Annotated in this window: 21 protein-coding genes and 1 pseudogene; 15 read left to right on the plus strand and 7 right to left on the minus strand. The window is 74.0% G+C overall.

Translation table 11 applies throughout. From position 1 onward, the window contains the following. From ACSNOG_RS05570 to ACSNOG_RS05580, 3 genes are all read right to left on the minus strand, one after another. On the minus strand, positions 1-1,601 hold a 1,601-nt coding region (locus tag ACSNOG_RS05570), incomplete at its 3' end, for a PIG-L family deacetylase (protein WP_436751396.1). A gap of 310 nt (positions 1,602-1,911) precedes the next feature. Next, entirely contained in the window at positions 1,912-2,703 is a 792-nt protein-coding gene (locus ACSNOG_RS05575) for a response regulator (RefSeq protein ID WP_436751397.1), read from the minus strand. After that, entirely contained in the window at positions 2,700-3,899 is a 1,200-nt protein-coding gene (locus tag ACSNOG_RS05580) for a sensor histidine kinase (RefSeq protein ID WP_436751398.1), read from the minus strand. The genes ACSNOG_RS05575 and ACSNOG_RS05580 overlap by 4 nt, the downstream gene beginning before the upstream one ends. Positions 3,900-4,077: 178 nt before the next feature. Here ACSNOG_RS05580 and ACSNOG_RS05585 point away from each other — a divergent pair, with 178 nt between their 5' ends. From ACSNOG_RS05585 to ACSNOG_RS05595, 3 genes are all read left to right on the plus strand, one after another. Further along, positions 4,078-4,305, plus strand: coding sequence for a hypothetical protein (locus ACSNOG_RS05585; protein WP_436751399.1), 228 nt, complete (start codon positions 4,078-4,080; stop codon positions 4,303-4,305). Between the two features lie 49 nt (positions 4,306-4,354). Further along, positions 4,355-4,858, plus strand: coding sequence for a cupin domain-containing protein (locus ACSNOG_RS05590; protein ID WP_436751400.1), 504 nt, complete (start codon positions 4,355-4,357; stop codon positions 4,856-4,858). A 124-nt stretch (positions 4,859-4,982) separates the two neighbouring features. Further along, positions 4,983-6,143, plus strand: a complete 1,161-nt coding sequence (locus tag ACSNOG_RS05595) for an alpha/beta hydrolase (RefSeq protein WP_436751401.1) — start codon at positions 4,983-4,985, stop codon at positions 6,141-6,143. A gap of 17 nt (positions 6,144-6,160) precedes the next feature. Here the strand turns inward: ACSNOG_RS05595 and ACSNOG_RS05600 are convergent, their stop codons facing one another. Continuing rightward, positions 6,161-6,478: an ArsR/SmtB family transcription factor gene (locus ACSNOG_RS05600; RefSeq protein ID WP_436751402.1), complete on the minus strand. Its 318-nt coding sequence runs from the start codon at positions 6,476-6,478 to the stop codon at positions 6,161-6,163. Between the two features lie 93 nt (positions 6,479-6,571). Between ACSNOG_RS05600 and ACSNOG_RS05605 the strand changes: the two genes are divergently transcribed. The 5 genes from ACSNOG_RS05605 to ACSNOG_RS05625 all read left to right on the plus strand — a co-directional run bounded on the left by ACSNOG_RS05605 (position 6,572) and on the right by ACSNOG_RS05625 (position 12,466). Continuing rightward, the gene (locus tag ACSNOG_RS05605) at positions 6,572-7,306 is read left to right on the plus strand and encodes an SDR family oxidoreductase (protein WP_436751403.1); all 735 of its coding nucleotides are present in this window, start codon (positions 6,572-6,574) and stop codon (positions 7,304-7,306) included. Between the two features lie 74 nt (positions 7,307-7,380). Beyond that, the gene (locus ACSNOG_RS05610) at positions 7,381-8,022 is read left to right on the plus strand and encodes an ArsR/SmtB family transcription factor (protein WP_436751404.1); all 642 of its coding nucleotides are present in this window, start codon (positions 7,381-7,383) and stop codon (positions 8,020-8,022) included. Next, positions 8,019-9,458: an MFS transporter gene (locus ACSNOG_RS05615; RefSeq protein ID WP_436751405.1), complete on the plus strand. Its 1,440-nt coding sequence runs from the start codon at positions 8,019-8,021 to the stop codon at positions 9,456-9,458. The genes ACSNOG_RS05610 and ACSNOG_RS05615 overlap by 4 nt, the downstream gene beginning before the upstream one ends. A gap of 150 nt (positions 9,459-9,608) precedes the next feature. Further along, the gene (locus tag ACSNOG_RS05620) at positions 9,609-10,748 is read left to right on the plus strand and encodes an alpha/beta hydrolase family protein (protein WP_436751406.1); all 1,140 of its coding nucleotides are present in this window, start codon (positions 9,609-9,611) and stop codon (positions 10,746-10,748) included. A gap of 116 nt (positions 10,749-10,864) precedes the next feature. Next, positions 10,865-12,466 carry an alpha/beta hydrolase gene (locus tag ACSNOG_RS05625; RefSeq protein WP_436751407.1) on the plus strand — a complete coding sequence of 534 codons (1,602 nt, stop codon included), beginning with the start codon at positions 10,865-10,867 and terminating at the stop codon, positions 12,464-12,466. A 45-nt stretch (positions 12,467-12,511) separates the two neighbouring features. Here ACSNOG_RS05625 and ACSNOG_RS05630 read toward each other — a convergent pair whose 3' ends face one another. Further along, complete coding sequence (locus tag ACSNOG_RS05630) at positions 12,512-13,564, minus strand: polyprenyl synthetase family protein (protein ID WP_436751441.1); 1,053 nt, start codon at positions 13,562-13,564, stop codon at positions 12,512-12,514. Between the two features lie 67 nt (positions 13,565-13,631). Then, the gene (locus ACSNOG_RS05635) at positions 13,632-14,693 is read right to left on the minus strand and encodes a tetratricopeptide repeat protein (RefSeq protein WP_436751408.1); all 1,062 of its coding nucleotides are present in this window, start codon (positions 14,691-14,693) and stop codon (positions 13,632-13,634) included. Positions 14,694-15,024: 331 nt separating this feature from the next. Here ACSNOG_RS05635 and ACSNOG_RS05640 point away from each other — a divergent pair. From ACSNOG_RS05640 to ACSNOG_RS05650, 3 genes and pseudogenes are all read left to right on the plus strand, one after another. Continuing rightward, positions 15,025-16,447: pseudogene (locus ACSNOG_RS05640) on the plus strand (DUF692 domain-containing protein). Further along, the gene (locus tag ACSNOG_RS05645) at positions 16,444-17,463 is read left to right on the plus strand and encodes a TIGR04222 domain-containing membrane protein (protein ID WP_436751409.1); all 1,020 of its coding nucleotides are present in this window, start codon (positions 16,444-16,446) and stop codon (positions 17,461-17,463) included. The pseudogene ACSNOG_RS05640 and the gene ACSNOG_RS05645 overlap by 4 nt, the downstream one beginning before the upstream one ends. 139 nt (positions 17,464-17,602) lie before the next feature. Next, positions 17,603-19,222, plus strand: coding sequence for a phospholipase D-like domain-containing protein (locus ACSNOG_RS05650; protein ID WP_436751410.1), 1,620 nt, complete (start codon positions 17,603-17,605; stop codon positions 19,220-19,222). Between the two features lie 112 nt (positions 19,223-19,334). Here ACSNOG_RS05650 and ACSNOG_RS05655 read toward each other — a convergent pair whose 3' ends face one another. After that, the gene (locus tag ACSNOG_RS05655) at positions 19,335-20,576 is read right to left on the minus strand and encodes a serine hydrolase domain-containing protein (RefSeq protein ID WP_436751411.1); all 1,242 of its coding nucleotides are present in this window, start codon (positions 20,574-20,576) and stop codon (positions 19,335-19,337) included. Between the two features lie 517 nt (positions 20,577-21,093). On the opposite strand from ACSNOG_RS05655, the gene ACSNOG_RS05660 reads away from it, so the two are divergent. The 4 genes from ACSNOG_RS05660 (at position 21,094) to ACSNOG_RS05675 (ending at position 26,095) form a co-directional block, all read left to right on the plus strand. After that, positions 21,094-21,894, plus strand: a complete 801-nt coding sequence (locus ACSNOG_RS05660; protein WP_436751412.1) for a phosphatase PAP2 family protein — start codon at positions 21,094-21,096, stop codon at positions 21,892-21,894. Between the two features lie 149 nt (positions 21,895-22,043). Continuing rightward, on the plus strand, positions 22,044-23,231 hold the full coding sequence (locus ACSNOG_RS05665; RefSeq protein WP_436751413.1) for an acyl-CoA dehydrogenase family protein: 1,188 nt from the start codon (positions 22,044-22,046) through the stop codon (positions 23,229-23,231). A 24-nt stretch (positions 23,232-23,255) separates the two neighbouring features. Next, positions 23,256-23,735: a hypothetical protein gene (locus tag ACSNOG_RS05670; protein ID WP_436751414.1), complete on the plus strand. Its 480-nt coding sequence runs from the start codon at positions 23,256-23,258 to the stop codon at positions 23,733-23,735. Continuing rightward, the gene (locus ACSNOG_RS05675; protein ID WP_436751415.1) at positions 23,717-26,095 is read left to right on the plus strand and encodes a tetratricopeptide repeat protein; all 2,379 of its coding nucleotides are present in this window, start codon (positions 23,717-23,719) and stop codon (positions 26,093-26,095) included. Before ACSNOG_RS05670 ends, ACSNOG_RS05675 begins: the two co-directional genes overlap by 19 nt. Positions 26,096-26,120: the final 25 nt, after the last annotated feature.

Raw genomic sequence — 26,120 nt, forward strand, 5'->3', positions numbered from 1 at the left:
CGGTCCACGTCTTCGTCCGCACCTTCGAGGGCGGGGTGGGGGAGCGTCTCCCACTCGGAGAAGTCCTTGCCGCCGGAGCCGCTGCGCCGGCTCACCTCGCCCTCGAAGGTGCGGACGAAGACGTGGACCGTGCCGTCCTTGTCGGCGACGGCGACCGGGTAGCCCATCTCCATCGAGCGGGCGGGGTCCTCCTCGGGCGAGCCCAGCGACTGCCAGGGACCGAACGACGGGGTGCCGCCCGAGCCGTTGCCGCTCTGCAGCGCGGTGACGACCTCGCGCCGGTGCGGCTGGTCCTTCGCGGGCAGCACCGTGCGTATGGAGAACAGCTGCAGGTTGCCGTCGGCGTGGCGCAGCGCCTGCACCTGGCCCTCCAGCATGGAGCCGCCGAGGGAGGTGGGCGTGGACCAGATGCCGCTGCCGGCCCTGGCCTCGGTCCAGCACTGCGCCGCGCCGTCGAGGATCGCGAACGCCGCGAGGCGGCCGTCGGGCAGCGGCTGCACCCAGCGCATCGTGCCGGGCGCGCGGTGGCGGCAGTTGCTCGACCAGCCGTGGTACTTGGTCCCGGAGGTGCGGCCCACCTTGCGGTCGCCGCAGCCCGCGGCGTCGCCGCAGTCCTTGCCGTCGGCCCAGCCGTAGGTATCGAGGAACTTGAGCTTGTGGTCGGTGGTGGCCTTGTCGAGGTTGCTGGGGAGGTGGGAGACCTCGTAGCCGACGTAGCTGTCCACGGCCGTGGGGCGGGCGTGCTTGCGGCCCCAGTACTCGGCGAGCGCGGCCTGGGCGAAGAACGCGGACGTCGTGTGGTCCTGGTGGTCGTACTTGGCTATGCCGCGCAGGACGGGCGGGGTGTTCGGGAACTCCGGCGGCTTCGGCAGGTGCGTGGGGTTCGGGTCCAGGGTGCGGACGACGGTCGGCTGGTAGCGCTCGAAGATCGCGACGAGGGTGTCGATGAGCTGCTTGCGGCCGTACTGGAAGGTGCTCCGGACCGGGCTGCCGGCCGGCAGGAGCGTCGTCAGCTGCGGGGTCGCCCCGAGCCACAGGCCGCGCAGGCTCTCCTTGCGCGGGTTGCGCAGGGTGCGGGCCTCGACCAGCTCCAGGAAGATCAGCTGGACCTGGGGGGCCGCGCGCAGGGTGTGCAGCTCGACCTGGATGCCCGGCAGGAGGGACAGGGCCTCCACGTTCCACGGGCTGAGCCAGTCGCCGGTGGCCATCTGGGCCGTCGCCTCGCGGAAGCCGTTGAGGCGGGCACGGACGAACTCGCCCCGCTTCTCGGGCAGCCGCTTGTAGCCGCGGGCGTTCGACAGCTCGTTGCGGCCGTCGGACTCGCCGCCGGTGAGGCAGACCGTCACGGAGGGGCCGCCGCCGAGGATCGACTGCTCCAGCTCGGGGTTCATGAAGTAGAGGGAGTCGTCGGGGTGGGCGATGACGTGGACGAACGACTCGGACGTCGTGGCCTTCGCGGGCCGCACCGGGGTGCCCTCGTGCGTGGCCTTCTTCTTCGCCTCCGGGGAGAGCCACTGCCAGGCACCGACCGCACCGGCTCCGACGACGACGCCGCCGCCCGCGACCTGGAGTACGCGTCGGCGCGGTATGTGCCCAGGCACAGGTATTCCCCCACTCTCCTGCGCGTGATGCGCGGATAGAAAAGCAAAGGGGCGATTAGAACTAATCGCCCATGGATCATGAGTTCGATCCTATGACCGGCAACCTGCTGTTTCCCCGCTGTTTTGTAACAGCCGTACGTCGGCCGCATGTAGTTTCGTAGGCGGTTCCGCAACACCGCCCCGTGGGCGCGCCAGGGTGACCGACGGTTGCCTGCCGGTAGCGGAGCGGCTTACGGAAGGCGCCGGTCCGCTCCGCGCTCTTCCGGAGAGGGCCGCGGGAGCACTCGTCCGCGGCCGGCTCCGAGGGGCCTCAGGCTTCCGTGCCGGGCCCGCTCGCGTCATGGACGAGCAGGGCGATCTGCACCCGGTTGTTGAGGCCGAGCTTGGTGAGGACGCGCGAGACGTGCGTCTTGACCGTCGCCACGCTCATATAGAGCGCGGCGGCGATCTCCGCGTTCGACTGGCCGCGCCCGACGCAGGCCGCGACCTCCCGCTCCCGGTCGTTGAGCGAGGCCAGCAGCGACCGGGCCCGCTCGCCGCGGGTGTCCCGCTCCCGCTCGGTGACCCGGGTGATCAGCTGCTGCGTGACGGCGGGGGAGAGGACCGGCTCGCCGGCGGCGACCCTGCGCACGGCCGCGACGATCTCCGCGGGCGGAGTGTCCTTGAGGACGAAGCCCGCCGCTCCGGCGCGCAGGGCCCGCAGCACCTGCTCGTCGGCGTGGAAGGTCGTCAGGACGACGACCTCCGGGGCGCCTTCGCGGCGGCGCAGCTCCTCCGTCGCGGCCAGGCCGTCGACCGACGGCATGCGAATGTCCATCAGCACCACGTCCGGAGTGTGGCGGTCGACGAGGGCGGTCACCTCCGAGCCGTCGGAGGCCTCTCCGACGATGCGGATGTCGGGCAGGCCGCCCAGCATGAACGACAGCCCGGCCCGCACCAGGGGGTCGTCGTCGACGAGCAGCACCCGGATCGGCCGGGCCTGCGGGGGCTGCTCGGGCCGCGTGGACTCCTCGGCCGGCGAAGCCTGCCGAGCGGACGGGGGCTGCTGGGCCGGCGGGGACTGCGAGGGCTCGGGGCCGTGCGGTGGCTGCGGGACGTTCATGGCCGCCACGGTAGCCAGCCGTCGACGCGGAAGCCGCCGTCGGGTGCGGGACCGTGCGAGAGGCGGCCGCCCGCGAGGGCGGCGCGCTCGGCCAGGCCGATGAGGCCCTGCCCCGACCCGGGCACGGACGCACCGCTCCCGTCCCCCCGCGGATTGGTGATCGCCACCGACAGGCCCGCCTCCGCGGAGCCCTCGACCGTGACCCGCACGGCCGCCCCTCCCGCGTGCTTGCGGGCGTTGGTCAGCGCCTCCTGCACGATCCGGTAGACCGTGCGGCCCGTGGCCTCGGGAACCGACGGGGCGTCGGCCACTCGCTGGTCGAGGACCACCTCCGTGCCCGCCAGCCGGGACTCCTCCACCAACTCCTCCAACGCTGCCAGGGTGGGCTGCGGGCGATCCCCGCCGCTCTCCGTGCCCGGGGCGCGCAGCACCCCGATCACCTCGCGCAGATCCTCCAGGGCCTGATGTGCGCTGTCACGGATCACCCCGGCGGCCCGGGCCACCTCCGCCGGCGGTGCGTCGGGGCGGAACTCCAGCGCCCCCGCGTGCACGCACAGCAGCGACAGCCGGTGCGCCAGGACGTCGTGCATCTCCCGGGCGATGCGCTCCCGGGCCAGGCGCTGGGCCCGCTCCGCCCGCAGCTCCGCCTCCGCCTCGGCCCGCCGGGCCCGCTCGCGCAGCGACAGGACCAGCTGCCGCCGGGACCGGACGAACATGCCCCAGCCGATGACGGTGAGGACCAGCAGCACGCCCGTGGCCGTCGCAGTGAGGAACGGCAGGTCCGGGTCGGGGCGGATCGCCGCCTGCAGCGGCTCGCTGATCAGGGCGAGCCCTCCCACCACGGCCACGGTCCGGAACGGCCGGTGCACGGCCACCGTGAACACCGCGACGAGCATGGCCCCTGCGGCGGGCGGCACGGGGGTGCTCACCACCACCAGCACCACGGCGAGCGGCACCGGCCATCGGCGGCGCATCCACAGCGCGACACAGGCCAGGGCGCCCACGATCTGGTCGAAGAAGAGGAGCGTCTGCGAGGCGTCAGGATCCTTGCGCAGGGCCTCGGCGGCCATGATCCCGATGACGGCCGCGAGGGCGATGCACAGGATGTCGACCGCCCAGTCGCGCACACTGCGCGCCCGGCGGGACCGCACCTCCGCCTCCGCCGCCTCCGCCGTCTCCTCGGTCTTCGCGTCCATGAGCAGCCAATTTACCGGCGCGGCGAGCGGACCGGAGGGGCCGGACGGAGGTCGATACCAAAGTTGCACGGGGCGGGACCTTGGGTGATCCGAGGGCTCGCGGGCGACTACTTCGGTCGGTGCCGCGCAGCCTTCCGGGCGACGACGGGGGCCGGGCGGCGGCAGGAGCATGGCGGGTATGAAGAAGCTGCTCGAAGGCGTCGGCGTCATCCTCCTCCTGCAGGGTCTGGGAGGCGTCGTCCACGGACTCACCGGCTGGTTCCACTACTGGGTGGTCGTGCGCTACCTGGGTTTCCTCGACGGCTACGAGATATACGCGAGCATCATCCTCGCGGTCATCGGCACGGCCCTGCTCATAGCCTCGGACGCGGTCGAGCCGGAGGCCGCCGACCGGCCCGGGGGCTGAGGAGTGCGTTCGGGGAGCGGCCGGCCGGGAGCCGCGCGAGAATGCCCCCATGGCTGACAGGACTTCCGGCATCTCGGGACTGGTCGAGCTCCTCGGCCTCCAACCGCACGTCGAGGGAGGGTGGTTCCGCGAGACGTGGAAGACCTCGCGCGAAGCGGTTCCCGACGGCTACGGCGGGCCGCGGGCGTTCGCCACCGGCATCTACTACCTCCTCCACCCCGGTGAGGTCTCCCGCTGGCACCGCGTGCGCTCCGACGAGCTGTGGCTGTGGCACCGCGGCGGCCCGCTGCGGATGGGGCTCGGCGGCTCCGGGGACGCGCCCGACGGGAAGGGGGCAGGGGAGGTGGTCCTCGGGCCCGGGGTCGAGCGGGGCGAGCAACCGCAGTTCCTGGTGCCGGGCGGCGTGTGGCAGTCGGCCCGGCCCGCAGGGGACGAGCCGGTCCTGGTGACGTGCGTGGTCGCCCCGGGCTTCGACTACGCGGACTACGAGGACTCCGAGGACTTTGAGGACTCAGGGAACTCCGAGGACTTCACGGGCTCGGCGCGAGGGTGACGGCCCCCTCGCCGACCCCCTACTGAGGTATCACTCCACGGTTGGCTCCGTGGAGTGACGCAGGCTCGCACACCCTCTCCCTAACTTTCCCTCTGTCACGCCGAGGGACGAGGGAGAGACAGTCATGGGCCGCTTCAAGCGCACGCTGGTCGCCGCAGCTCTGGCCACCACGGTGGTGGCGGGCACAGCGGGCTGGGCCGTCGGGAACGAGCAGGCCGTGGTCACCGGCCCGCCCGCCGGCGCCGCGGCGTGGCGAGCGGACCACTCCCTCCACCGCGAGCTGCCGGACCCGGCGACGGCGGCACCGCGTACGGTCGCCGCGTTCTTCGCCGGACTCACCGAGGCCCGGCGCAAGGACCTGGCGGCCCGTCACGCGCTGGTCGTCGGCAATCTCGACGGTGCGCCCGTGCCCCTGCGGTACGAGGCCAACGCCCGGGCGATAGCCGCCGAGCGGGATGAGGCGCGGGCCCGGGCCGCGGACGCGAGCCTGCCCCGCGCCGCGCGGGAAGAGGCCCGGGCGCGGGCCGATCGCTGCGAGCGGCTGCTCGCGCCGGGCCGCCGGATCCTGGCCTTCGACCCGCGCGGCCGCGGCCAGGTCGCCGAGGTGTACGGCGATCTGGCGGCGGCCCGGCACACGGCCGTCATCGTGCCGGGCTCGGACATCGACCTGCGCACGTTCGACCGGACGAAGGACCGCTACGGCACCCCCGCCGGGATGGCCGCCTCGCTGCGGGCCGAGATGGAGCGCAGGGCGCCCGGCACCCCCACCGCGGTCATCGCCTGGGCCGGCTACACCACGCCGGTCGGCCTCGGCGTGGACGCCGCCACCGGCCGGCTCGCGCAGGCCGGGGCCGTGCGCCTGGAGCGCCTGCTCGCCGGGCTGGCGGCGGCCGCCGCCTCTCCCGCCGCGCCGCCGCCCTCCGTCTTCTGCCACAGCTACGGCTCGGTGGTCTGCGGCCTGGCCGCCCCGTCCGTCGACCGCACCGAGGCCGCGGACCTGGTGGCGCTCGGCAGCCCCGGCATGCGGGCGGGTTCGGCGGCCGCACTGCACACGGGCGCCCGCGTCTGGGCCGCCGCGCGCAACTCCTCGGACTGGATAGGCAACGTCCCCAACGTCGACCTCTTCGGCCTCGGCCACGGCACGGACCCCACCTCGCCGGAGTTCGGCGCCCGCATCGTCCCCACGCGCGGAGCCCACGGCCACACCGGCTACTTCGCCCCCGGCACGGACTCCCTGCGCAACTTCGCGGCCATCGCCCTCGGCGCGTACGCCTCGGTCCGCTGACGGATCCGGGCGCCGGTCTACGGCTTTCGCGCCGGGGGAGTGGCGCGCAGCACGGCGTCGAGCAGTCCGGGGAAGCGCGCGTCGAGGTCCTCGCGGCGCAGCGAGACGGCCTTCGAGCGGCCCGCCTTGTGCTCGCGCGTGATCCCGGACTCGCGCAGCACCCGCCAGTGGTGCGTGGCCGTGGCCTTGGTGATCTCCAGCGGGAGGCTGCCGCAGGTGCGTTCACCGGGCGAGGCGTCGAGCTCGCGCACGATCCCTAGCCGCACCGGATTTCCCAGGGCGCTCAGGACGTCCTCGACGAGCAGCTGATCGCGGTCGGGGTGGTAGGTGGCCATGAGGACGATCGTACGACGGATTTCGTACGGAGAGAGTTTGACTGTACGGTTCTATTCGTACCGTCGTATGCAAGTGTCCGGAAGGCGCCCGCCATGCCCCCCGCTCCCGTGCCCGCCCCCACTCCCACGCCCGACCGCGTTGTGATCGTCACCGCCGCCGCCTCCGGCATCGGTCGTGGCATGGCTTCCGAGCTCGCCGCCGCGGGCCACCGCCTCGTCCTCCTCGACATCGACGACTCCGTCCACGAGCTGGCTCATGAGCTGGGCGGCAGCGCGGTGACCGGCTCGCTCACGGACCCCGGTGACCTGGCCCGCCTCGTCGACCACGCCCTGGAGCGCCATGGCCGCATCGACGCCGTCGTCAACGGAGCCGGCCACGCCCGCAACGGCGCGCTGCTGGAGGTCACCGACGAGGAGTGGCACGACGGGCTCGACATGTTGCTGCTCAGCGTCGTGCGCATGGCGCGCCTGGTCACCCCGCACATGGAGCGGGTCGGTGGCGGCGCCTTCGTCAACCTCTCCTCGTACACGGCCTTCGAGCCGCTCGGCATGATCCCCGTCAACTCCGCTCTGCGGGCCGCGCTCACGAGCTTCACCAAGCTGTACGCCGACCAGTACGCGGCCAAGGGCATCAGGATGAACAGCGTCATGCCGGGCTACGTCGACAGCTGGCCCGAGCAGCCCGAATTCCTCGCGCGCATCCCCGCCGGCCGCTACGCCACCGTCGCGGAGGTCGGCAAGCTGGCGGCGTTTCTCGTCTCGGACGCCGCCGCGTATATCAACGGCGAGTCCATCCGCATCGACGGCGGCGCCGGGCGTTCGCTCTGAGCCCGGTCCCCGCCGCCGCAGACGGACTGCCAAGGTTTCTTTGCAAAGAAACCTTGGCAGTCTAGGGTGAGGGAATGACCGATGTCGTGCTCGACGCCAAGGGCCTGCGCGCCCTGGCCCACCCCGTACGCGTGCAACTCGTGGGGCTCCTGCGGATGTACGGACCTTCGACGGCCACCCGGCTCGCCGAGCGCCTCGGCCTGGCCTCCGGGGCGACCAGTTACCACCTGAGGCAGCTCGCCGCCGCGGGCTTCGTCGCGGAGGACGCCTCGCTGGGCAACGCCCGCGAGCGCTGGTGGCGCGCCGTCCACGAGGCCACCGTGATCGATGACGACGCGCTCGCCGAGCAGGAGCCCGAGGCCATGCTCGGCTACGTCCAGGGCATCGTGGCCGCCCACACCCTGCGCACCCAGCTGGCCGTCGCCGCGTACCCGGACCTGCCGAAGCCCTGGCGGGACGCGTTCAACATGAGCGACTGGAACCTGCAGCTCACTCCGGAGGAGGCCGAGGAGCTGTCCGGCGAGCTCCGGTCGGTCATCGAGCGCTATCGCCGGTTCGCGCCCGGCGCGGACGCGCCCGCCGGAAGCCAGTGCGTCTCGGTCACCTTGCACGTCCTGCCCGACCCGGCCGCGGTCGGGGGAGCTGCGGAAGCACGTGGGGAAGGACCTGCGGGAGACGGCGCAGCGGACGGCGCGGACGGGCAGGGGGGAGCATGACCGCGCCCGCACCGCAGCCCGGCCGGATATCCGGCGACCTGCCGTCCTCCCGCCCGGAGGCCTCTCCCGCCGACGGGCCTCCCGCCGACAAGCCTCCCGTCGAGGGGCCTTTCCCCGGCGGGCCTTCCGACGGCACCCCTCCCGCGCGTCGCAGCCTCCGCCCGCTCGCCGGGATCCTCACGGCGACGGCCGTCTCCCTGACGGGTACGCGCGTCTCGGCGGTCGCCCTGCCGTGGTTCGTGCTCGTCACCACCGGCAGCGCCACGCAGACCGGGCTCGTCGCCTTCTGCGAGATGACGCCGTACGTCCTGGTCAAGATGTTCACCGGCCCCGTGGTGGACCGCGTCGGGCCGCGCGTCGTCTCCTGGACGACCGACGCCCTCAGCGCCGCCGCTGCCGCGCTGGTCCCCCTGCTCCACGCCCTGGACCTGCTGCCGTTCTGGCTGCTGCTCGGCCTCGTCGCGGTGATCGGTGCCGTGCGCGGGCCCGGCGACCTGGCCAAGGAGATCATGGTGCCGGAGGCCGCGGAGCGCAGCCGCGTCCCCCTGGAGCGGGCGACCGGCCTCTCCGGCGTCACCGAGCGCCTCGCCTCCACCATCGGCCCGGCGGCCGGCGGCGCGCTGGTGGCGCTGCTCGGCCCGATGGCGGGCCTGGCGGTCAACGCCGCCTCCTTCGCCCTGGGTTCGCTCGTGATCGCCCTCGCGCTCCCGCGCGGCATGGGCCTGCCCGTCCCGCCGGGCGGCGCGCCGGCGGACGCCGGCGGCCCACGCGAACCGGCAGGCTACTGGCGCCGTTTCGGCGAAGGCTTCGCCTTCCTGCGCGGCGAGCCCCTGCTGCTCACGATCATCATCATGGTCGGCATCACCAACCTCCTCGAGGCGGGCTTCATGGCCGTCCTCGTCCCGGTGTGGGCCGAGAGCTCCGGAGGCGGCCCCGCGGCCATCGGCCTCATCAGCAGCGCGGCGGGTGTCACGGCCGTGTGCGGCAGCCTCGTGGCCGCCGCGCTCGCCCACCGGCTGCGCCGCCGCCCGGTGTTCTTCGCCGGCTTCCTGCTCGCGGGGGCGCCGAAGTTCGTGGTGCTCGCCTGCGGAGCGCCGTTGTGGGTGGTGCTCGTGGTGTTCGCGGTCGGCGGCTTCGGCGGCGGCTTCCTCAACCCCATCCTCGGCGCCGTGTCCTTCGAGCGGGTGCCGCGCGCCCTCCTGGGCCGGGTGCGGGCGATCGGCGACTCCCTGGCCTGGGCGGGCATCCCGCTCGGCGGTCTGCTCGCCGGAATCGCCGTCACCACCGCCGGCCTCGTGCCCGTCCTCCTGGCGGGCGGGGTGGCGTACTTCCTCACCACCAACCTGGCCGGACTGCGCCCGGAGTGGCGCGAGATGGACCGCCGGCGCGGCGCCGGTGCCGCCGCCCTCCACGAAGCACCGAAGGGCGCCGCATAAGCCGCAGAAGCCGCAGACACGGCAGAAGCCGCAGACACGGCAGAAGCGGCAGACGCCGCGGAGGAAGCCGCGGAGGCCGCCGTGCGAAGTTGATCATCTCCGACCTGAGGCTGATGGCAGACATGGTCACGGCCGCATAACGTGATGATCATGTTGTGGAAATCGCGGAAGACAACGCGGCGGTCCTTCGTGGCCGCCGCGCTCCTCACGGCCCTCGCCGTTCCCCAGGCCGCAGCCGCGGCGGCGGCGCCGGCCTCCGAGCCGTCGGCGTCCGGCACCCCGGTCCGGGTCCCGGCTCCCACGGGCAAGCAGCCGGTCGGGACGAAGACCCTGCACCTCACCGACGCCTCGCGCCCCGACCCCTGGAAGCCCGCAGCGGGCAAGCGGCAGCTCATGGTCACGCTCTGGTACCCGGCGCGGCACCAGGGCGACCGGAACACCCCCTTCGTGTCGAAGGAGCTGTCCAAGCTGGTCATCGGGAAGGAGGACCTCGCCGGCATCCGCACCAACTCCACCCTGAACGCCGCGCCGGCCCGCGCCCCCCGGCCGCTGGTCGTCCTCTCACCCGGCTTCGGCATGAGCCGGCTGACGCTCACCGGGCTCGGCGAGGACCTCGCGTCGCGCGGCTACGCGGTAGCGGCGGTCGACCACACCTACGAGGCCCCCGTCGAGTTCCCCGGCGGGCGCATCGAGACCTGCGAGACCTGCGAGAAGCCGGACATGGCCGCCGTCGTACGCAACCGGGCGAAGGACTTCTCCTTCGTCCTCGGCCGACTGACCGCCCCCGGCAGCCCGCTCGCCGTCGACCGCGACCGGATCGCCGTGGTCGGCCACTCCATCGGAGGCGCGAGTGCGGTGGAGACCCTGCGCGTCGACAAGCGCGTGGACGCCGCCGTCAACCTCGACGGCGACTTCCCCGGCAGCCTGCCCGCCGGCGGACCGAACAAGCCCGTGCTGCTCCTGGGCGCACAGAGGGCCGGGCACATGGAGAACTGGGACAAGAGCTGGCAGCGGCTGACCGGCTGGAAGCGCTGGCTCGACGTGCCCGAAGGCGGTCACCTGACGTTCACGGACGCCCCTTGGATCGCCGACCGCTTCGGTCTGCGCGACCAGCTCCCGCCGGACCAGGTGGCAGGCGCCTACGGCACCCTGCACGGCACCCGCTCGACCGCGCTGACCCGTGCGTACGTGAGCGCGTTCGTCGACCGGCACCTGCGCGGCACCCCGAGCCCGCTCTTCGACCGGCCGTCCCCGGCCTATCCCGAAGTCGCCTTCATGAAGAAGCCCTGACCGTCGCTTCCCCCTGGGGGTGGCACCAGTACCACCCCCGGGACGGATGCCAGAGGGATCGAATCAGGCCGTCCCGCCCGGGAACATCGAACCGTCACCACGCACCAGGAGGTTCGATGTCCGAGTCCAGGAAATCGCGGCGGGCCGTATTCGCCGCCCCCGCCGTGTCGGCTGCCGTCGCCGCAGTGATCGCCGCCACGGTGCTCCCGGCGGGGACGGCCGACGCACAGCCCCGCACGGCAGCCGCCACCGCCACAGGCGCCCCCACCGCCACCGTGCCCGTGCCGGAGCAGTACGCGTCCCAGAAGCTGGACTGGAAGCCCTGCCCCGGGCAAACGGGCCTGGAGTGCGCGGAGATGACCGTGCCGCGCGACTGGCACCACCCCGGCACCGGCAAGGACCTCACGATCGCGGTGTCCCGCGTGCGGGCGAGCGATTCCGCGCAGCGGCGCGGAGTGCTGATGATGGCCGCCGGCGGGCCGGGCGGCTCGGGCCTGAAGCGGCCGGCGGGGCTCGCGAAGAGCGCGCCCTCCACAGCCGCCGCCTACGACATCGTCAGCTTCGACCAGCGCGGCGTCGGCAACAGCACGCCGCTGCAGTGCCAGACCCAGGACGAGCTCGACGCCTTCTTCGCGGGCGACTTCCGCGACCGCTCGCCCGGCGCCGTACAGCGCGTCCTGGACAACTCCCGCAAGCTCGCGGACGCCTGCCGCGAGAAGCACGGCGATCTCCTGCCGTACATCACCACCGAGCAGACCGCCCGCGACATGGACCTCTTCCGCGCCCTGCTCGGCGAGCGGAAGATCGCGTACTACGGAGCCTCCTACGCGACCATGGTCGGCGCGTACTACGCCACGCTCTTCCCGCAGCGCGTCGAACGCGCCGTCCTCGACAGCAACACAGCCTTCGGCGGCACCTGGGAGGAGTTCGAGAAGGGGCAGCCGAAGAGCTTCCAGCGCCGCTTCGAGCAGGACTTCCTGCCCTGGCTCGCGAAGAACGACGCCATCTACCACTACGGCCGCACCGCGGCCGAGGCGAAGGCCACGTGGGAGCGGCGCCGCAGCGCCCTGCACGACCGCCCGCTCAGCCTGGGCGAGGGCAAGGGGAAGACCCTCGACCCCAACCGCTTCGACAGCGGCACCATCCAGGCGATCTACGACGCCCGCCAGGGCTTCCCCGCCCTGGCGAAGTCGCTCGCCGCGCTGGAGCACTGGGACGCGGCGGCCCCCGACGAGCGGCAGCTGGTCGACACCCTCTTCGGGTCCTACCTCGGCACCAACTTCTTCTCCGAGTTCCTCTCGGTGACCTGCGCCGACACGCCCTGGACCCGCGACACCGGATACTGGGTGCGGCGCAGCGCAGAAGACACCGCCAAGTACCCCCTGGCCGGCGCCCGGGAGCTCGCGTTCAGCGCCGCCTGCGCGGCATGGCCCACACCGCAGGTGTCGCAGGTCAAGGTCACCGGCAAGGGCCTGCCGCCCGTCCTGATGCTCAACTCCCTGCACGACCCGGCCACGTACTACGAAGGCGCGCAGCGTGCCCACCGGGCCCTGCGCGGCTCACGCCTGGTCACGGCCACCGGCGGCGACCACGGCGTCTACCCGGGCGACAGCGCCTGCATCGACGGCATCGTGAACACCTACCTCCTCTCCGGAGCACTGCCCGCCCGGGACGTCACCTGCGAGGGCGCGCCGCTGCCGGCGGCGGCAGCCAAGTAGCCCGCCGCGGCACGCCTGATCCGACGGTCGTTGCGGCGGTACGGGTCACAGCTGCCGCTCCAGCAGATGCGCGGAGAGCGCGAGCAGCTCACCGGCCGCGCCCTCCGCGAGGCCCGCGCCCCGCAGACAGCCGTGCGCGGCCGCCGCATGGCGGTGGGCCTCCTCCAGGGCGAACTCCCGGCCGCCGGCCGCCTCGATCAGACCGGCCGCGCGGTGCGCGTCCGCGGCGCCCGGAGGCGTGCCGGGGCCCAGCAACCGGACCAGCTCGCGGGCGCTCGGCCCGTCGTCCAGGGCGAGGGCCGCCAGCACCGGCAGGGTCTTCTTGCGCCGCAGGAGGTCACCGTGCACCGGCTTGCCCGTCGTCCGCGGGTCGCCCCAGATGCCCAGCAGGTCGTCCACGATCTGGAAGGCCGTGCCGAGCCGCCGCCCGGCTTCGGCGAGGGCACCCGTCTGCAGGGGCGGGGCACCCGCCAGCACCGGCCCCAGGGACAGCGCGCAGCCCAGCAGGGCACCGGTCTTGCGGGCCGCCATCGCCTCGTACTCCGGTATGCCGACCGCCTCCCGCCCCGTCCACGGGCGGCTCTCGAACAGCAGGTCGTCGGCCTGCCCGCGCACCAGCTCGCCCAGGCAGTCGGCCAGGTGCGCCACCGCCCGGCCCGTGTGCTCGCCTCCGGCCTCCGCCACCGTCCGCACGGCGAGCGCGAACAGGGCGTCGCCCATCAGGACGGCCGGTCCCGTGCCGAACGCCTTCCACGCCGCGTCCCGGTGCCGCCGCCGCTCGTCGCCGTCCATGATGTCGTCGTGCACCAGCGAGAACGTGTGCACCAGCTCCACGGCCACCGCCGCCTGCACCGCGGTCCCGGCAGCAGCGCCCACCGCCTCCGCGCCGAGCACGGCGAACGCCTGGCGGACGCCCTTGCCGCCGGGAGAGGGGCTCGGGGTGCCGTCGGCCTCGCACCAGCCGAAGGAGAAGGCCGCCATGCGGGCCGGCAGCGGGTGCAGCGTCGCCACGGCGGCTCTGAGCGCGGGCTCGGCCAGCGCCCGTGCGCGGGCGAGCGTCTGGGGAGCGGATGTCCGGAGTGCTGTCTGCGGGGGCACTGGGCCGGCCTGCGTGGGCATGGTCTTTCTCTCTCCTGTCGTGGGCTGCCGGGGGACGGGCGGGCTGTCAGGCGGCCGGGCGGGCCGCCGGGGCCGCCGCCGGCTCCGCCGGGATCCCCAGCTCGGCGCGCGCCGCCTCGACCATCCGCCGCGCGTGGAGCAGGCCGATCCGGCCGAGCGTACGGTGCAGGTCGTCCAGCTCGGCGGCGGTCCCGGCGCGGTCGTGCCCCAGCCGGGCCCGGCTCTTGACCAGACCCAGCCGGGCCAGGGCGGCGCCCCGCGGCTCCGCCATCTCCCGGAACTCCTCCAGCGCCCCCCGGTAGCACTCCTCGGCCTCCGCGTAACGACCCGCCCGGAACAGGACGTTGCCGCGCATCTTGTGGTTGTAGGCGAGGGCGCTGACGAGCTTCATCCGCCGGCACGTCCCCTCGGCCTCCGAGAGGAGCCCGAGCGCCCGCTCGGTCTCTCCCCGCAGGGACAGCACGTCGGCGATCCCGCGCAGCGCCCACGCGTGGCCCCGGGCGTCGTCGGCCCGGTCCGATATCTCCGCCGCCTCCTCGAACATGGCCAGCGCGGTGTCGTACGAGCCCGAGTTGCGGTGCATCTGCGCGATGCCCTCCAGTGCCCACACGGTGTGCCGGGCCTCGCCCCGGCGCCGCGCCTCCGCCAGGAGCTTCTCGTGCAGTTCGCCGACCGCCTGGTAGTCGCCCTGGATGCGGCCGGTCTCGGCGAGGCCCGCCAGCGAGTAGCCGCGGGCCACGATGTCGTCGCCCCGCTCGGCGAGTTCGGCGGCGATGGCGAGCCACCGCCGGGCCAGGGCCAGGGCTCCGCGCTGCCGGGCGAGCGTGCCACCGCTCCACACGGCCCAGGCCATCGCCCCCAGGTCCGCCGCCTGCCGCGCGGCCCGGTAGCTGGCCTTCCACGCGCGTTCGGCGTCCTCCACCCGGCCGAGCCGCCGGCTCGCCTCCGCGACGGCCAGCTCGGCGTGCGCCACGTCGACCGGCGAGCCGTCCCGTTGGGCCCGTTGCCGCTGCTCCTCCGCCTTGGCCAGCACGTCCTCGAGCGAGGCGTTCACAGAGAGGTCTTCCAGGGAGCCCCGGTACTCGGGGGCGAATGCCTTGCCGTACATGGTCAGCCTCACTTCGGGATCGCTCAGGGAGGGCGGGGTGCGCCCCACCAATGATCAAGAAGCTATGGCCTCGGACCACCGGGAGTAATCCGACCTGGAGGCGGCATCGCGTACATCTGAGGTCCGGTGCAGACGGCACGGGTCATACGAGAGATGTACGTGCGGCGACGAGCACGCATGCGCGAGCGCCCGCCCAGGGTGTGCTCTGCACCTGACCTGTGCTGATGCTGTTTCCCTCCCGCAGGATTCGTACGGTGTGCTGCGGGGAAAGCCCGCTGGTACAGGCGTTCGGCGCCTACGGGGGAGCACGGGAAAGACGGGGGGCGGGGCCATGAGTGAGCCGAGTGCGCTCAAAACACTGGGGGCGGGGATCGGCTGGCGCCCGGAGATCGCCGACGCCGTGGGCGCGGGCCCGGTCCGCGCCGACTGGGTGGAGGTCGTCGCGGAGAACATCTGCCCGGGCCACCTCCCCGGCCCGCTCCGGGAGCTGCGCGAGCGCGGCACGACGGTGATACCCCACGGGGTCTCCCTCGGTCTCGGCGGTGCCGACCGGCCGGATCTCGCCCGGCTCGCGGCGCTGGCCGAGCGTGCCGAAGCCCTCGGCTCGCCGCTCGTCTCCGAGCACATCGCCTTCGTCCGGTCGGGCGGCCCGCTGACCGGCTCCCCGCGGATCGAGGCCGGTCACCTGCTGCCGGTGCCCCGCACCCGCGACGCCCTGGACGTCCTCTGCGAGAACGTCCGCATCGCGCAGGACATGCTGCCCGTCCCGCTCGCGCTGGAGAACATCGCCGCCCTCCTGGCCTGGCCCGGCGAGGAGCTGACCGAGGGCCAGTTCCTCGCCGAGCTCGTCGCCAGGACGGGCGTACGGCTCCTGATCGACGTCGCCAACCTCCACACGAACCACGTCAACCTGGGCCACGACCCGGCGGCCGCCCTGGACGAACTGCCGCTCGAAGCGATCGCCTACGTGCATGTCGCCGGAGGGGTCGAGCAGGGCGGACTGTGGCACGACAGCCACGCCCACCCGGTGACCGGCCCCGTCCTCGACGTCCTCGCCGAGCTGTGCGCCCGCGTCACGCCCCCGGGCGTCCTCCTGGAGCGCGACGACGCCTTCCCCGCGCCCGAAGAGCTCGCGGGGGAACTGAACGCGATCAGAGCGACGGTGGCCGGGGCGCGGCGCCCTGCCGGGCGGGACCCCCGGGCCCCCCGGGGCCGACGGCAGACGGTGGCCCACGGTGTCTGAGAGAGAGTGCCCCACAGTGTCCGAGACCGAGCGTCCCGCAGCGTCGGAGGCCGGCCCGGGCGCCGGCCCCGACGCCGCCCGTCGGCGCCTCGCGCACGCCCAGCACGCCCTGCTCTCCGCGCTCGTCGCGGACGCACCCCCGCCGCACGGCTTCGACCCCGGGAGGCTGCGGGCGCAGCAGCAGGCGCTGCTCGGCAAGCGCGCCGACGTCGTGGCGAAGGTCGCCCCGGAGCTGCCCGGCATCCTCGGGGCGGACTTCCGGCGGCTGTTCCTCGCCCATGCCCGCGGCCGTCCGATGAGCGGCGGCTACCGCCAGGACGCGCTCGACTTCGCCGAGTCGCTCCTGAAGACCGAAGGAACACTCACCGACCCCGGGCGGCGGGAGCGCCTCGCGGCGTGGACGGCCGCCCGCCGCGCTCCGGCCGGCGGCCCCGCCCCGCTCCCGGCCCGCCTGGCGTCGGCCTGGCACACCCTGCGCTCGCGCGTGATCCGAAAGGCAACCGCCCTATGAACGCCGGCATCGTCGTCGCCGCTCTGGTGACCCTCCTTGCCCTCGTCGCCCCCTCGGCCCGGCTGGTCGTCGCCCGCCGCCGCGCCCTCGCCGACCCCCCGCCCGCACAGGGCGAACCGGAGCTGCTGGAGGTCGCGTTCCTGCTCGGCGGCCGCGGCCGGGCGGTGGACACCGTCATCGCCGGCATGTGCGACGACGGGCGGATATCCGTGAGCGACAGCGGCAGGCTCACGGTGGAGCGGGCCGCCGCGCACAACGCCGTGGAGCGCGCCCTGCTGGGCCGCTGCAGTGCCGACTGGAGCATCTCCCTGCGCAGGGTCCGCACGTCGCTGCAGTTCGACGCGGCCGTCGACGCCCTCGAAGGCGCCCTGGTCCGGCGCGGGATGCTGGTGTCGCCCCAGGTGAAGCAGGACTGGCAGCGGGCCGCCGACGTACAGGTGGGCGGCCTCGTCCTCACCGGCGTCGGCGTCGTGGCCCTGATCGTCATGCCGGCGGCCGGTGTGCCGGCGCTGGCCGTCCTCGCCCTCCTCGCCGGCGGCATCGTCCTGCGCGTCCGGTGCCGGCCGACCGGGCCCAAGGTGCAGCCCACCCCGCGGGGCAAGGCCTTCACCGACCGGATCCGCACGAAGGGCCCCTGGAGCGTCCGGGCGTCCGGCGCCCACCCGGAGGGCGTCGCCGGTGTCGTCGCCGTGCACGGTGCCGGCGCGCCCGAGCCGGACCTGCCGTTCCTGGTCCAGCTGAGGAAGGCGGCCTCGTCGAACGCCGGCGTGAGCAGCGGGCACTCCTTGGCGAAGACGCCCTCCCGGAAGTCCTCGAAGTCCTCGAAGGCGTCGAAGTCCTCCTACGCGGCCTCCTCTTCGGCCTCCTCCTGTTCGTCCTCCTCCGGCTACGGCTGCTCCAGCACGTCGAGCTGTTCCAGCCACTCGGGTCACTCCGGTCATTCGAGTTGTTCCAGCTCCAGCTGCTCCTCCGGTTCGAGTTCCAGCTGCGGCGGTGGCAGCAGCTGCGGCTCCTGAACGGTGCGTTCCGGGCAACTGGTAGCTTCACCCCGGTGATCATCCGCAGTGCCGGCATCCGGCGCTGCGGATCGCCGTGCGCGTGCACGCCGCCCGGCGCGTTCCCGGTCACCTCCGCACCCCAGAACAAGGAAGCACATTGGCCCGCCACCGGCTCCGCCGTTTAACCCGTCCCGCCGTCTCCGCAGCGGTCTCCGCCCTCGCCCTCGCCGCGCTCCCCGCGGCCCCGGCGTTCGCCGACTCCTCGGCCACCCCGCACCTCGACGCCGTCGAGCAGACCCTCCGCCAGGTCTCGCCGGGCCTCGAAGGGCGCGTGTGGGAGCGCACCGCCGGCAACGCGCTGGACGCCTCCTCCGGTGACCCCTCCGACTGGCTCCTGCAGACCCCCGGCTGCTGGGGCGACGCCACCTGCGCCGAGCGCCCGGGCACGAAGCGGCTGCTCGCGAAGATGACCGAGAACATCTCCCGGGCCACGCGCACCGTCGACATATCCACCCTGGCACCCTTCCCCGACGGGGCGTTCCAGGACGCGATCGTTGCGGGCCTGAAGAAGTCGGCCGAGAACGGCAGCAAGCTCAAGGTCCGCGTGCTCGTCGGAGCCGCGCCCGTCTACCACATGAACGTGCTGCCCACGAAGTACCGCGACGAGCTGCGCGACAAGCTGGGCAAGGCCGCCGACAGCGTCACCCTGAACGTCGCGTCGATGACGACCTCGAAGACCGCCTTCTCCTGGAACCACTCCAAGCTGCTGGTCGTGGACGGGCAGTCGGCGATCACCGGCGGCATCAACAGCTGGAAGGGCGACTACCTCGACACCACCCACCCGGTGTCCGACGTCGACCTCGCCCTGACCGGCCCCGCGGCCGGGTCGGCCGGCCGGTACCTGGACCAGCTGTGGACCTGGACCTGCCAAAACAAGAGCAACATCGCGAACGTCTGGTTCGCCGCCTCCGAAGGCGCCGGCTGCATGCCGGCGATGGAGAAGGACGCGAACCCCACCGCCGCCCCGGCCACCGGGAACGTCCCCGTCATCGCCGTCGGCGGTCTCGGCGTCGGCATCCAGGACTCCGACCCCTCCTCGTCGTTCCGCCCGGACCTGCCGACGGCGCCCGACACCAAGTGCGTCGTGGGGCTGCACGACAACACCAACGCCGACCGCGACTACGACACGGCCAACCCCGAGGAGAGCGCCCTGCGCGCCCTCGTCGCCAGTGCGCGCAGCCACGTGGAGATCTCCCAGCAGGACCTCAACGCCACCTGCCCGCCGCTCCCGCGCTACGACGTCCGGCTCTACGACGCGCTCGCGGCGAAGCTGGCCGCCGGCGTGAAGGTCCGCATCGTGGTCAGCGACCCCGCCAACCGCGGCGCGGTCGGCAGCGGCGGCTACTCGCAGATCAAGTCGCTGAACGAGATCAGCGACGTCCTGCGCAACCGTCTCGCGCTGCTCACCGGCGGCCCGCAGGGCGCGAAGACGGCCATGTGCGGCAACCTGCAGCTGGCCACGGCCCGCAGCTCGGACAGCGCCAAGTGGGCCGACGGCAAGCCGTACGCGCAGCACCACAAGCTGGTCTCCGTGGACGGCTCGGCCTTCTACATCGGTTCGAAGAACCTCTACCCCTCCTGGCTGCAGGACTTCGGGTACGTGGTCGAGAGCCCGGAGGCCGCCCAGCAGCTCGACGCGAAGCTGCTGGCCCCCCAGTGGAAGTACTCGCAGGCCACGGCGACGTACGACTACGCCCGCGGGATCTGCCAGGGCTGAGCCGCCCTCTGCGCTCCCGTGCGCACCTGCGGCCCGCGGCTGTCACCAGCCGCGGGCCGCGGTGCGTGCACGTACGTACGGGGTGCGGGTGCGGGTGCGCGGCGCGTGCGCGTCAGCGCAGGGTCGCCAGCGTCGTCGTCTTCTGCGGCTTGACGAGGGCGGACTGGCCCGCAGGCGCCTTGCCGCAGTACTCGGCCTCGATCAGTGCGCCGAGGTCGCCCGTCCAGTCGCCGTTGAAGTTGAACGCGGCGGTGTGCCGGCCGTCGGTCGTGGAACTCGCGATCGTGGACGAGCCGTGGATGCCGCCGGTGTGCATCCAGACGGTCACGCCGCACGACAGCGGGGCCGTGTAGACGCCGAGGCCGTAGCGCACGCCGGGCATGGTGTCGTCGACGGGCACCCCGGTGAGCAGCGCCTGCTGCTGCGCCTTCGGCAGGAGCTTCCCGCCGACGAGGGCGCCGTAGAAGCGGTTGAGGTCCCCGGCGGTGGAGATGATCTCGCCGGCGGCCCCGCCCCACGACGGGTTGAGTTCGGTGACGTCGTAGATCTTCGGGTTCGGCGCCGGCTCGGCCAGGAGTGTGCTGTAGGCCCGGCCGTGCGGGTTCGGCAGCTCGGGCGCCGTACCCGGGAGGGTGGTGGCGGTGAGCCCGAGGGGCCGGATGATGCGCCGCTTGATCTCGGTGGCGTACGAGTGCCCCGTCACCTTCTCGACGATCATGCCGGCGAGGACGTAGTTGGTGTTGGAGTAGTGCCAGCCCGCACCCGGCCGGAAGTACGGTGCGTGCGCCGTGGCGGTCCTCACCAGTTCTTCCGGCGTGTGGTCGTCGAAGCGGTGCTCGAGGAAGCCGGGGCCGAGCAGCTTCTGGAAGCCCGGGTCCTCGGTGTAGTTGTAGATCCCGCTGGTGTGGTTGAGCAGCTGCCGGACGGTGATCTTCCCTCCGTCGTGCCCGTTGCCCCGGACGACGCCCGGCAGCCGGTGCTCGACGGTGTCGTCCAGGCTGATCCGGCCCTCCGCCTCCAGCTGGAGCAGGACGACGGAGGTGAAGACCTTGCTGACGCTGGCGATGCGGAACCGGTCCTGGGCGAGGCGGGGCCGGTGGGTGGTGCGGTCGCCGGTGCCGGCGGAGCCCCGCCAGGTGCCGTGCTCGTCGCGGGCCTGCCCCAGGACGCCGGGTATGCCGGCCGCCACCTGGGCCTCCATGGCGCTTCGGGTGGCGGAGTGCCGGTCGTGGCCTCCGGCGGCCGCCTCGCGACCGGCGGCCGCGGCGGGGGCGGTGAGGGCCGCCGCGGTCATCGCGGCGGCGGTCAGTGCCCCCGCCAGGGCTCTGTGGACGGTGCGGGTGCGTACGTTCATGGCAAGCGGCCCCTCTGGTCCGGCGTGTGTGCTGACACCCGACAGGACACCGTCAAGTCGCGTGGGGTTGAAGGGCCTTGTGGGCGGGGAGCGCGATCCGGCCAGCGGAACACGGTGCCCGCGACGTGAGGCAGGGCACACATTCCCTCGTCCGGGAACCGTTCGGCGGTGCCCGGCGTCAAGGGCTGCCGTCCCGTGCTCTCCCTCGCGGCCGCTCCGGTCCGGTGGCTCCGTCCACGATCGGCTGAATCGCGGCCCGTACCCCCGCCTCCCCGCCCGGCCCGCGGGTCACCGTCGGATATAACTCCCTCACGCAGGGTGCGCCGCCGGTGGTGGGCGGCCCGGGGCGCGCGGCCCGTGGGCGCCGTCCGGGGCGGGCGTCCCCGAAGGGTGCGCGTGCGGCGCGTGTAGCTTTGCCGTACAGCCGTGCCGTTGTCACCCCTGCGGCAGGCATTCGTCACCTTCGCGTGTACTGCCGTGCCGGTACCGCCCTACCGATACAAAGGACGCCCCACCCATGCCGTACGTGCGCCACTGGTTGCGCAACTCGGTCCTGCTGTTCGCCGTCGCGATCGCGCTGGGCCTGGTAGCCGTGCACACCGATCTCATCCAGCCGCACGACCTGAAGCTGGACCGCACGGTCCAGACCACCTTCCGCACCGGGTGGCTGAACGTGGTCATGGAGGGGGTCAGCGCCCTCGCGTCCCCCGTCGCAGGCGTCCTGATCCTCGCGGTCTGGAGCGGCTGGCTGCTGTTCGTGCGGCGCCGGCCGGTGACGGCGGTCTCCACCTTCCTCGTCGTCGCGGTCGGCTGGAACAGCACCCAGATCGCGAAGGCCATCGTCGCCCGGCCCCGGCCGCCGCGGGAGTTCATGCTGGACCCCGAGATCGGCTCCAACAGCTTCCCCAGCGGCCACACCGCCTTCACCGTCTCCGTGGTCATCGCCGCCTACTTCCTCCTGCGGGACTCCCGCCACCGCCGGACCGTGCTCGTCGCCGGCTCCTTCGCCGTCCTGCTCGTCGCCTTCTCCCGCTGGTACGTCGGCGCCCACTACCCGACCGACACCTTCGGCTCGGTCCTGATCGCCTCCTCCGCGATCGTCTTCATCACCGGCGTCTGGCACGCCTGGCTGCTGCCGCGGCTCTACCGCGTCCCGCTGCTGGAGCGCTTCGGCCTGGACCAGGAGCTCGCCGAGCTGGAGGCCGCGGAGCGGCACGGCGGCCACCACGGTCACACCGGCCCCGTGCCGCACAGCCGGCGCCGCGGCGGGGGCGGCGCGCCCGCCGGGGGACGCCACCGCCGGCACGCCGGCCGCTGACGGCCGCGGCGGCCGCCGCACCCGGCAGGGACCTCGCAGGGCTCACGCCCCGCGGGGTCCCGTCTTTTTCCTCCGCCTTCCGAATTCCTGGAACAGGTTCTACGGTGTGCGCCGTCGGCGCGGCATACGGCGAGCACCCTGGAGGGCCCGTGGACCTCGAATACACCCCGGAACAGCGGCGCTTCCGCGCCGAGCTGCGGGACTACTTCGCCGGGCTGGTCACCGACCGCGCCCACGCCCGCCACGACGACCCGGCCGAGCAGAAGCGCTTCTACCGCGCCACGATCCGCCGCCTGGGCGCGGACGGCCGCCTCGGGGTGGGCTGGCCCGTGGAGTACGGGGGCAGCGGCCGGACGCCGATGGAGCAGTTCATCTTCTTCGACGAGGCCGCCCAGGCGGGCGTGCCGCTGCCCCTGATGGCGCTCAACACCGTCGGCCCCACCCTCATGCAGTTCGGCACGGACGAGCAGAAGGCCTACTTCCTGCCCCGCATCCTCTCCGGCGAGCTCGACTTCGCCATCGGCTACAGCGAGCCCGGCGCCGGCACCGACCTCGCCTCCCTCACGACGCGGGCCGTACGCGACGGCGACTCCTACGTCGTCAACGGCCAGAAGATCTGGACCACCAACGGCGACACCGCCGACTGGATCTGGCTGGCCGTCCGCACCACCCCCGTCACCGACGGCACACCGCCGCACAAGGGCATCACCCTCCTCCTCGTACCGGCCGGCGCCCCCGGCTACTCCTGCACCACCATCAACACCCTCGCCTCCCACAGCACCACCGCCGGCTACTACGAGAACGTCCGCGTCCCCGTCCGCAACCGCGTCGGCGAGGAGAACCGGGGCTGGCGCCTGATCACCACTCAGCTCAACCACGAGCGCGTCACCCTCGCCGCCCACGGCACCACGGCCGTACGAGCCCTGCGCGACGTACGACGCTGGGCCGCCGCCACGAAGCTCACCGACGGCCGCCGCGTCATCGACCTCGGCTGGGTCCGCGCCCGCCTCGCCCGCACCCACCTGCGCCTGGAGGCGATGAAGCTGCTCAACTGGCAGATGGTCGACGCCCTGCAGCGCTCGGCGCTCACCCCGCAGGACGCCTCCGCCGTCAAGGTCTACGGCTCCGAGACCCGCCGCGACGCGTACGCCTGGCTCATGGAGGTCCTCGCCGCGGCGGGCCCCCTGAAGGAGGGCTCCGCTGGCGCCGCCCTCCACGGCGAGCTCGAACGCGGCTACCGCGCCGCCGTCGTCTTCACCTTCGGCGGCGGCAACAACGAGATCCAGCGGGAGATCATCTCCTGGATCGGTCTGGGGATGCCGCGCGTGCGCCGCTGACCTGACGACGACAGGAGGTGCCCCATGCCGCACGCCGACCCCGCCGACGTGCCCGGCACGCCCGGGCGGACGGCCGCCCGCTGCGAGAAGGTGCGGCCCGAGCCCGCCCTCGCCCCGCAGGCCCGCGGGGCCGACGCCTTCCCGCGGCGCCCGCCCGTCCCCCTTCCGGTGATTCCGGCGCGCGAGCTGCTCCGGAGACGGGTGGCCTCCCTCGCCTGCGCCGCGCCGCCGTCCTCCGCCCACGAGCCGTACGGGCGGCAGGCCCCGTCCCCGCACGTCGTCGCCCGCCGCCTGCGCGCCGCGGGCGGCGCCCTGCGCACCGTCCCCGCGGGCGTCCGCCGGCAGCTGCCTCCCCCGCACATCCTCCGCACGGCCGCCGGACTCGGTCCCGGTAGCCGTCCCTCCTCCTACAACCTGCACAGACGGGCCGCCATACTGGACGGGCCGGGGGAAGCGCGGGGCATCGACGGGGGCGGCGGCGCGGGATGGCGGAAACCAGGCTGATCCAAGGGCGGTACCGCCTGCTCGAGCGCATCGGGCGGGGCGGAATGGGCGAGGTGTGGCGGGCGCTGGACGAGTCGCTCGGCCGGCAGGTCGCCGTGAAGTGCCTCAAACCCATGGGGCCGCGGCACGAGCCGTCGTACCTGCGGGTGCTGCGCGAGCGCTTCCGCCGCGAGGCGCGCGTCGCCGCCGCCCTGCAGCACCGCGGCATCACCGTCATCCACGACTTCGGCGAGTCCGAGGGCGTGCTGTACCTGGTCATGGAGCTCCTCGACGGCCGCAACCTCAGCGAGCTCCTGCTGGACACCGGCGGCCTGCCGCTCGCCCTGCCCGACATCCTGGAGATCGCGGAGCAGGTCGCCGCCTCCCTGGCCTACACCCACCGCCAGGGCGTCGTGCACCGGGACCTCAAACCGGCCAACATCATGCGGCTGGCCGACGGCACGGTGAAGATCTGCGACTTCGGCATCGCCCGGCTGGGCGATTCGCTCTCCTACTCGTCCTCCTTCTCCTCCCGGCTCACCGGCACGGGCATCGCGATGGGCACGCCCCACTACATGTCGCCCGAGCAGATCGGCGGCGGCCCGGTCGACCACCGCAGCGACCTCTACTCCCTGGGGTGCGTGCTGTACGAGATCGCCACCGGCGCCCCGCCGTTCGACATGGACGACGCCTGGGCCGTCCTCGTCGGCCACCGGGACACCCCGCCGGCCCCACCGCGCACCCGCCGCCCCGACCTGCCGGAGCCCTTCGAGCGGATCGTCCTCGACCTGCTCGCCAAGGACCCCGACGACCGCCCTCCCGACGCCGCCGACCTCCACGGCCGCCTGCTCGTGCTGGAGCCGCCCGGCCGGCTCTCGCGCCTGGCGACCGCGCACCGGACGCCGTCCGGGAGCCGGCCGCGCCCGCTGCGCTCGTCCGTGCGGCTGCCCGAGCCGCGGCTGCCCGGCTGGGCCAGAAACATGACCACGGGCTCCAAGGCCACCGGCCCCGGCCCGCGGACGGCGCCGCCCCCGGACCCGGCGGCGGCGCTCACGGGCGCCTGGACGGCGGGCGCGCCGGGGGCCGCGGAGCCGGTGGGGCGCGCGGGGCTGACGGGGCGTCCGGGGACCGCCCGGCGCACGGGGGCCGCGTCCGCCGTGCCCGCCGGCGGCCTGCCCGCCGGTGGCCTGCCGGCCGTCCCGGAGCAGCCCGCCCCGCCCGCGCCGGAGGCCGTCGCCGCGCTCGTGGCCCGCCATCAGGAGGGCCTGCGCCTGGGCCGGCTGGGCCGCTGGGAGGAGGCCGGCCGCGCCCATGCCGCCGTCGCCGCCGAGCGCGAGCGCGTCCACGGCCCTGACCACCCCGACACGCTCACCAGCCGCTACGAGGCCGCCTTCGCCCTGAGCATGCAGGGGCGCCCCGCCGAGGCGCTGCGCGAGTACGCCCGCGCCGCGTCCGGGCGCGAGCGCGTCCTGGGCGCCGACCACCCCGCGACGCTCGCCGCCCGCCAGGAGACGGCGTACGTCCTCGGGCAGCTGGGCCGGCACTTCGAGGCCCACGACGTGTACGCCGCCGTGCTCGCCGCGCGCGAGCGGACCGTGGGCCCCGACCACCCCGACACCCTGCGCTGCCGCCACAACCTGGCCTTCAACCTGGGCCGCCTCGGCCGCCTGGAGGAGTCCTACCGCATGGCGTGCGAGGTCGCGGTCACCCGCTCGCGGGTCCTGGGTCCCGCCCACCCGGACACGCTCGTCAGCCGCTACGAGGTCGGCTACGCCCTGGGCCAGCTGGGCCGCTGGACCGATGCGCTGCAGACCTACCGCGAGGTGGCCGTCGCCCGGCAGCGGGTGCTCGGGCCCGGCCACCCCGACACGCTCGCCGCGCGCTACGAGACCGGCATCTGCCTCGGCCGCCTGCAGCGCAGCGCGGAGGCCCTCCGGCTGTTCCGCGAGCTGGTGGGCGAACGCAGCCGGTCCCAGGGGCCCGAGGACCCCGACACCCTGCGCGCCCGGCACTGCCTCGGCGTCAACCTCGGCCGCCTCGGCCGCTGGGAGGAGGCCCTGGCCGAGGCCCGCGACGTCGGCGCGGTCCGCGAGCGCGTGCTGGGGGCGGACCACCCCGAGACGCTGGTGAGCCGGCGCGAGATCGCCGTCGGGCTGGGGTGGCTGGGCCGCTGGACCGAGGCCCTCGCCGTCTACCGCGAGGTGGCGCAGGCCCGGCAGCGGGTGCTGGGGGCCGACCACCCGGACGCCCTCACCAGCCGCAACGACGAGGCCCACTGCCTCGAACAGCTCGGCCGCTCCACCGAGGCGGTGGAGCTCTACCGCCAGGTCGCGGCGGTCCGGCGGGTGGGGCAGACGCGGGGCCGGCCGTTGCACCGCTAGCGCCGTCGCCTGACGCTGCGTCAGA

The organism is Streptomyces sp. URMC 124 (assembly GCF_051386455.1).
Lineage (GTDB): Bacteria > Actinomycetota > Actinomycetes > Streptomycetales > Streptomycetaceae > Streptomyces.

Excerpts from the sequence above, each read along its gene's own strand:
- ACSNOG_RS05575 (WP_436751397.1), bottom strand. The coding sequence starts at position 2,703 with ATGAACGTCCCGCAGCCACCGCACGGCCCCGAGCCCTCGCAGTCCCCG.
- ACSNOG_RS05580 (WP_436751398.1), bottom strand. The coding sequence starts at position 3,899 with ATGGACGCGAAGACCGAGGAGACGGCGGAGGCGGCGGAGGCGGAGGTG.
- ACSNOG_RS05585 (WP_436751399.1), top strand. The coding sequence starts at position 4,078 with ATGAAGAAGCTGCTCGAAGGCGTCGGCGTCATCCTCCTCCTGCAGGGT.
- ACSNOG_RS05590 (WP_436751400.1), top strand. The coding sequence starts at position 4,355 with ATGGCTGACAGGACTTCCGGCATCTCGGGACTGGTCGAGCTCCTCGGC.
- ACSNOG_RS05595 (WP_436751401.1), top strand. The coding sequence starts at position 4,983 with ATGGGCCGCTTCAAGCGCACGCTGGTCGCCGCAGCTCTGGCCACCACG.
- ACSNOG_RS05600 (WP_436751402.1), bottom strand. The coding sequence starts at position 6,478 with ATGGCCACCTACCACCCCGACCGCGATCAGCTGCTCGTCGAGGACGTC.
- ACSNOG_RS05605 (WP_436751403.1), top strand. The coding sequence starts at position 6,572 with ATGCCCCCCGCTCCCGTGCCCGCCCCCACTCCCACGCCCGACCGCGTT.
- ACSNOG_RS05610 (WP_436751404.1), top strand. The coding sequence starts at position 7,381 with ATGACCGATGTCGTGCTCGACGCCAAGGGCCTGCGCGCCCTGGCCCAC.
- ACSNOG_RS05615 (WP_436751405.1), top strand. The coding sequence starts at position 8,019 with ATGACCGCGCCCGCACCGCAGCCCGGCCGGATATCCGGCGACCTGCCG.
- ACSNOG_RS05620 (WP_436751406.1), top strand. The coding sequence starts at position 9,609 with ATGTTGTGGAAATCGCGGAAGACAACGCGGCGGTCCTTCGTGGCCGCC.
- ACSNOG_RS05625 (WP_436751407.1), top strand. The coding sequence starts at position 10,865 with ATGTCCGAGTCCAGGAAATCGCGGCGGGCCGTATTCGCCGCCCCCGCC.
- ACSNOG_RS05635 (WP_436751408.1), bottom strand. The coding sequence starts at position 14,693 with ATGTACGGCAAGGCATTCGCCCCCGAGTACCGGGGCTCCCTGGAAGAC.
- ACSNOG_RS05645 (WP_436751409.1), top strand. The coding sequence starts at position 16,444 with ATGAACGCCGGCATCGTCGTCGCCGCTCTGGTGACCCTCCTTGCCCTC.
- ACSNOG_RS05655 (WP_436751411.1), bottom strand. The coding sequence starts at position 20,576 with ATGAACGTACGCACCCGCACCGTCCACAGAGCCCTGGCGGGGGCACTG.
- ACSNOG_RS05660 (WP_436751412.1), top strand. The coding sequence starts at position 21,094 with ATGCCGTACGTGCGCCACTGGTTGCGCAACTCGGTCCTGCTGTTCGCC.
- ACSNOG_RS05670 (WP_436751414.1), top strand. The coding sequence starts at position 23,256 with ATGCCGCACGCCGACCCCGCCGACGTGCCCGGCACGCCCGGGCGGACG.
- ACSNOG_RS05675 (WP_436751415.1), top strand. The coding sequence starts at position 23,717 with ATGGCGGAAACCAGGCTGATCCAAGGGCGGTACCGCCTGCTCGAGCGC.